Source organism: Emticicia sp. (assembly GCF_049241225.1).
Classification (GTDB): Bacteria; Bacteroidota; Bacteroidia; order Cytophagales; family Spirosomataceae; genus Emticicia.
Window position 1 is genome coordinate 1 of sequence record NZ_JBMLRC010000313.1, and the last position, 6843, is coordinate 6843.

2 protein-coding genes are annotated in these 6843 nt (G+C 39.1%); both read right to left on the reverse strand.

The annotated features are described in order from the left end of the window. Positions 1–6271 (reverse strand): LamG-like jellyroll fold domain-containing protein (locus ACOVO2_RS16670; RefSeq protein WP_421771069.1); only part of this gene is annotated, 6271 nt, incomplete at its 3' end. A gap of 51 nt (positions 6272–6322) precedes the next feature. After that, positions 6323–6843 (reverse strand): hypothetical protein (locus tag ACOVO2_RS16675; protein WP_421771070.1); only part of this gene is annotated, 521 nt, incomplete at its 5' end.

The window sequence follows — 6843 nt, forward strand, 5'->3', positions numbered from 1 at the left end:
TTACCAAATTTAGCACATTGATTGGCTGTGGCTCAAGTGGACTACCTACCAAACCACCTTCTTCGTAAGAGATTTGCTCTAAGACTTCTACGTATTCATTACATTTATCACCATCCCAAATAGCAAACTCAATTGGTTTGTCAATATCTGACGAATTACCGTAGATAGTTAAGAACGTTAGCCAACGGTTTGAATCATCAGGTAGGCCTGTGCTTGGATTAGTTCCTTCAGTTGGAATGTTTCGATAGTATTGAACTCTACCCACACCACGCACTTGGCCACCAATTTTTGCCACAACGACATCAGATGGGTCTTTTGATTTTACTCCGAAGATTTTCAAATCAATGACCATATTCATACTTCCTTCATACTGAGCAGGATTATCTACTACATAGTTTGGTTGCGGACAACGCACTCGATAATCAATCAATAGTGGTTCTCTTCCTCTCGAACCAACCATTTGGAGTGTATCGAGATAATCACCGATTAATAAATCTTGTTGGAATGTAAGTGTTACATCGGCTACTTGCCCAGGGTTGAGTGTGCCTGTTGATGGACTCACCGTCAGCCACGATGGCACACTTTCCATACGGAAACTGGCAATGCTTCCGCCACGGTTGCGAATTTGACGTTTCACCGAAAATGGTTTTAGTACTTCATTCGTTTCCATGATGTCGGTTCCGACCCATTCAAGATTATTCTGATTGACGGCAAACTCCCATTTGATGGTTTTCTCAATCATATTTCCAGCTTTATCTCTGATGGCTGCTCTAATATGATTCGGGTTTTGAGCAATCATGGCATCGTCGTAGTCTTTGCCACTTACTTGCACTCTAAAGGTGCGGTTCTCAAAGAATACAGGGTTGATGTTTGGTACAATCACTATTTTATTACCTACGCATGTAATTCTAGCATCAACGAGTGCATTAGTTGTGGCATCATAAAGACCAATGGTATTATTGGCCAAAATATCTGCTTGAATTACTTTATCACAATCAATGGCTTCATTGAAAGTGATTGAGATTTCGTCACCTGGGTCCCAAGTGCCATCGCCAGGCTCTGGTACTCCAACAATAACTGGAGCTTCTCTTTCGAGTTTTCCTCTAACGATTGTTGAGATTCCTGGTGCTAAACTTGCATTATTACATGAAGTGATGGCACGAATTTCGTAAAAATCATCACGCAGTAATTCGGTATTCCAGATTAAATTAGTCTGTAAAGGAGCTAACTCATCGGGCAAGAATTTCTGAATATTTATCCATGCTCCATCGCCATCAACTCTTCTATACTGAACAATAATATCCTTTAAATCAGGGTCATTTTTATCGTATTCTATCAAACTAATACTCTGTTTATCTAAATCGGCTGGAGTCAGCACAAAGTTTTGTAATGGAAAAGCAATATCGACCTCGCTACATGGCTCAACAAAATAAGCATCCAAACTTACTTCTTGGTAGAATAATGGTGCAATATCGTCTTTCGAGTTTTGGTTTGGTACACCTACTTCACACTCGCTAAAGAAAGCTACTTTAATACCTTGATAGCTGAAATCTTCTGGTCCTCTTTCAATCGTCAAGGTTGCGTCTAAAACCTCACGAGAATTAAGTACGAAAGGAATCGCTTCGGTGATATTGAAACCATTTACTTTTACTACCGCTCCTCGTGGGTTAGTACCCGAAACAAGCCCTAATTTGTAAGTCAGTTGGTCTTGGTCTTTGATAGCCGAACCTAAGTTACCAAGTTTTAAGTGATAAACTGCGGGTGTATTTTTAGGAACATTTATCTGTACATTTTTATCGACTGTCAACGATACTTGCTCACGGTTTAGTGTTCCTTCAAATTTGGTTTCACCTGTAGTTTCATTGATAGTCATGCTACCTTCCCATGGACACATAGACTCACCCGCTACAAGCGTGAATGAAGGTGAAACAAATTCTGGAAGACTTAGTTTTCTATCTCTACGCACAAATCTTTTGAATGCTTCTCTGTCGGAAGAACTCGGAAAATTACCCGCAAACCCTTTAATTTCGTATTCTGCTCTTTCAACAGCTGTGAGTGGATAAATTTTCATTTCTTTGCCAGGATTGAATTTCTTCCTCTCAAACTTTTCGATTAAAGACGGAACTCCTTGTACTAATCTCACTTTATTATTTATCGTCACTTCAGCTTGTCGGGCAAGGTTAATCAGTTCATTTATCTTACGCTCTAAACTATCAATTTCAGTTTTAGACCAAAGAGCGTCGCTGTACTCAATAGAACTAAACTTTTCGGTTCTACGCTTATTGAGTTCGTCCATGTCGGTTTGTCCGGTTGGAATCGTAACAAACTGAGCAATATCAACCGAGAAATTATCGCCAATATCATCATCAGCTAAATTGTACGAAAACGTTACTTCGTTGGTAGTGGAGTTGGCTTCTGCCCACGTTTCACCGTGCGAATACGTAACGCCACCGCTCAATTCTGACCTTAAAAACGGAATTTCGAAATTCGATTCAATTTCTAATGAATTTTCACTCGAAAACTCATGCGTAGTAGAAAGAGACTTAACCGCCGATGTAGTAATCGACTTCGTATAGTTTACGCCCGCATCAAAAGAGATATTTTCTTTACCTTCATCAGTTTTTGCTAATAAAAGTGAATCCATTATCATAATTTTTCTCCAATTATCAAGCGAAGTCTGAAACTTTGCTCTTTCCTTTGGGTCGGTAGCTGCATTTCGAGCAATTGTCAACGATGGAATTACATCGGTCATGATATGATGACGTGTGTAGATAAACTCGGTATTAAATCCATTCGGACTAACCCAAACCAAAGTATCGGCTTTAACTGAACAAGAATCTGGCCCGAGTGAAATTCTATCGTTTAATCCCATCTTGAAGTTCATACCATTTCCCGCAAAAATATCGCCGTCTCTACCCACTAAATCAGTCGAAGTTGAAATTGATTTTAAGGTTGTCACGCAAACCTCCATCACTTCTTCACCCGTATTTGTGTAAGTATTGGTACTTGAAAGTTTAATCTTTGTTTCAGTACCAGTTTCTTCGATTACACCGATACCCAGAGGAGCTGCCACAACTTTTTTGATTTCGCCGATTGTCCATTCTGAGGCAATAGTTGCTCCAACCGAATTTGCCCAGACACGAGTGGTTGAGGCACAACTGGTTGTTCCTTTTTCAATGGTAGCCGTACTTTGGTCGCCTGGTGGGTCTCTTAGAATCATGTACGGATTGGCATTGGCAGAAGTAGTGAAACTGGCTGGTCTTGAAAGCATACCAAAAACAATAACATTGATGGTATTGGTTGCGATACTTCCTTTATAATTAGCCGTAACTTGTAGTTTTTTGGTGTATGGTTCTAATATATTAGGTACACCGATGGTTGATTCATACAAAAACGCTGTGCTATCAGATTGAAATTCCTCTTGGAGTCTATCACCAATATCATTGTTTACAGTATATTTCACCGAATCAACGATACATTCACCACCATAATAATTTTCAAAAGTTTGAAATTTAACTTTTAGCTTTTTATTTGGGTCTGATAAAGTCTGATAAGCAAATAATTGGTCGCACTTGTTAAATAATATTTTAGAAGTATCAATTCTTACTTGAGGTTGTGAAATATACACAAAGTCAAGCGTATCGCCAGGGACATCCCTTAAATCTGTTTGCTGCCCACCTTTATTATTGAAATAATCTTTGATAGAATTATCATAGGAGTGAAACAAATACTTTGTCTCGAAGGCGATTGCTGGAAGATTATCAAAAACATACTTTCCATCAGGATTTCTGAGGGTATCTACTTTGCTGAAGCAACCATTTGTAGATTCTACCTTTAATACTTGGTAGGCCGTTGGGTCTAATCGAACTGGCAAAATCGACTGACGACACTCGCCACCCGCAATTTGTCCTCTAATAACACGCTTCGTATTATCTAAGAAAATAATACCTGCTCTTGGTGCTTGAATTTTACGTATTTCAAAGAAACTTGGCCCAAAAACGTGGTCTTTGTAGCTTGCCGAAAGTTTAATTGTTTTACCTGGTTCAAAATCAGCACTCCATTTTCCGTCTTTATCAGTATAAATCTGAGGAAAATTTGATTGGCCGTTTACCAAAATTTCTACTTTATCCTCAAAACAAAATGTATTTGCAAAACGTACATACCCTGATACATTTACGGTCGAAACATCTTTGAAATCAATGTTTCCTACCGCCGTATTACTTGTATTCAAGTTTACTACTCTCACGTTTGGCTCAAACTCGTGTGCTTTTGTTTCTTTTCTACGAGCATTATTACTCCAAGAAGCTTTCACGATTATTCCTTCACGTGGATTGACCGCTCCAAAGTTAATGGCCGCATAATCAAAAACTTTTGTATCGGTGGCTTCATTTAGGTCGAAATAACTCCATTGTAAAGCAGTCGTAGAGTCTTTAGGTAAACCCACTACGTAATGTTCTTGAATTACATTCTGAGGTAAGGCCGTTTTATAAATCACAAACTCGTCAACCAAACCTGTGTAAAACTTCCCAGTTGCCGCATTGGTTGAGTTGGTTGCCAATAACCACGGACTACCATTTCTCCAATTAGACACTCCAGTAAAAGAAACAGTTCCTTTCAACTCGCCTTCCAAATAGATATTTGCCGTGCCTGCTGTGTTATCAAGCGTTACGGCTAAATGATAGAATTTTGCTTTGATTGCCCCTAAGTCAGTAGTAGTACCGTTTAGGTTCAAGAAAAGTTTACCATTATTAATATAAGCTTCGTACAAACTACCTTTTGATAGAACAGTCTGACGTGATTTTAAATCGAAAGGGTAAAATAAGATTTGAACAGTCGAAGTATCTGGCATGTCAAAATCTGTCAGATTACCATACGATTTATCGGCAGCATTAAATTCGAGTGATGAATTAAACTCAAAGTTTTTCATCGGTGTTGCTCTAAATCCTTCGTTTTGACTATAATTCACACCATCAATTACGTAATATCCCGTCACGTCCGTAACTCCAGCACTATAAACCTCTGGCTTGTCTGATGAAAAAGTTGCTCCAAAGACATTAGCATTAGTTGGAATAGTTGTGTTGTCAAATACCTTTACACCGATACCTTCATCCATTTTCCAGTAAGATACCAAACCATTTTCAGATTTAGAAACCGAACGATTTTTGGTTGAATTTACTTCTGTCTGCGTTAGCGGACGATTATAAACTCTGATATCGTCTATTTTGCCTTTAAAAAAACCATCATTGCCGATTTTGCTACCGATATTCAAGTAGTTTTTCTCACGCACGATGCTGGCTGGTTTTGTGCCAACAAACTCGCCATCCACCATCACAGACATTGCCGAACCATTATAGACCATTGTTATTTGGTGCCACTCATTAGCATTGAAAGGATTGATTACTGTGGGGAAATAATATTTTAATGAATCGCTTCCAGTTCCGTTACCTATGTGAAAAATAAAACCTTTTGCTTCGTTGCTTGGGGTTGTTGTAATCCACCAGTTTTTATTGATGGTACTTCCCCAGTCAATGATACCAGTCTCATTATTAGTATCGCCAAGTTTTACGTAGGCCGAAACCGTAAATTTATCTGTAGGAAACTCATCATTGTACGTAACACAAAGCTCATCATTCACACCATCAAAGGCCATCGAATTACCCGTGAGTGGCGTAAGACGCACTTCTACTCCTGGTACAGGATTGCCCGAATTGGTTTCCACCTTTCCAGAAACTACTCCATTTGGGTTTACAAAACCCACAAACTTTGAAGGGCTACCAGTACCAAAAATATTTTTGGCTACAATACTATATTCATAAAACTCGCCCGCTTGGGTATTAAAATCTAAAAACTCACGCACATCTTCACCCAAATCGGCTAAGAATGAACCATCACGGTACAATATAAAGCCCGTTGGAGGCGTAGAAAGCGGGTTTACATTCCACGCAACTTTGATACGGTCTTTGAAATCGCCTTGAGAAGCTATCAAAATAGGAGGTTGTGGTGGTAAAAACCACGGACTGTATATACCAAAACCTGCCTGATTTTGTTGAGATAACATATTGCGTGGCGAAGCCAAAGGCTGGCCAACTACGAAAGTAGAGCGATTAAATTCTGAAAAGGCATTCGTAACAGAGCCATAATTAAAGTATAGCTCGCCGAATATTTTTTTATTTTCGTTTGGGTCACAGAGCGTGTCGGTTTGGGCTTGCACCTGTAGCAAACTCAAAACCATTAACAATAGCCCCCCAACCCATTTGATAAATGGTTTCATTTTTTTGTCATTTAAGTTTTTGACTACTAAAAAATTGGTAGAAGACTATTATTAATTGATACGGATATAGACCCAAAAGTTTAAGTTTTTAGGACGGGTTTCGTTATCACCTTTGTATTCTGTGTTGCCCGTAGCACTACCAGAAAGTGAGTGAGTGTGATCACCCGCTGAACCTGAGTATAAATTAGGATAGAACTGAACAGTTCGGTCGGTAGCACTAAAAGAAACAAAATTGTTTCCTTGTGCAATAAATCCACCTTCTTCTGAGCGACCTGGAACATATACAGAATGGGTATGTGAACCATTTGAAGTAGTATTACCATTAAGTGATAAATTGGCATAGTGGTTATGGTTAGCAAATGCTTGATCTTGAACAGTAGCAATCGGTGAAGTTGGGATTCTATCTGGATCATAATTCGTGCTATTGGCAAATTCTTGGCTTCTTATAAACAAACCACCACCATTGGGTAGGGTAGTCATACCTGTAATTTGTCTCAATTTGTCCGTTGTTTTCAAGGCAGTACCATCCATTGGTACCCAGCAATCTCCATTCACGGCCTTAAATTGTGTAG